The sequence below is a fragment of the Enterobacter cloacae complex sp.6700776 genome (genome assembly GCF_048284255.1).
Classification (GTDB): Bacteria; Pseudomonadota; Gammaproteobacteria; order Enterobacterales; family Enterobacteriaceae; genus Enterobacter; species Enterobacter intestinihominis.
In genome coordinates, this window is the sequence record NZ_JBLVYK010000130.1 from 1 (window position 1) to 318 (window position 318).

Annotated in this window: 1 protein-coding gene; it reads left to right on the forward strand. The window is 45.6% G+C overall.

What is annotated here, in order from left to right; all coding sequences use genetic code 11:
- Window positions 1–225, forward strand: a 225-nt coding sequence (locus tag ACNQ0T_RS23555) for a winged helix-turn-helix domain-containing protein (RefSeq protein WP_417930421.1), incomplete at its 5' end; no start/stop codon positions are given.
- Window positions 226–318 lie beyond the last annotated feature (93 nt).

Below are 318 nucleotides of genomic sequence, written 5' to 3' on the forward strand. Positions count from 1 at the left end.
GGGCCTACCGAATACAAGTTACTTCACTTCTTTATGACCCATCCAGAGCGAGTATATAGCCGCGAACAGTTACTCAACTATGTTTGGGGCGCAAACGTGTATGTGGAAGACAGAACGGTGGATGTGCATATTCGTCGTTTAAGAAAAGCGTTAGAGTTAGATGGGCATGATAAGATGGTGCAAACGGTTCGTGGTACTGGCTACCGCTTCTCTGTTCGCTATTGAGAAACCATTAGGGAGAAACATGGGTGCTTGAACGTGTATCCTTAAGACAGCTGATTTGGGGGCTGTTTTTATTTGTTGTACCCGCAGTGATAC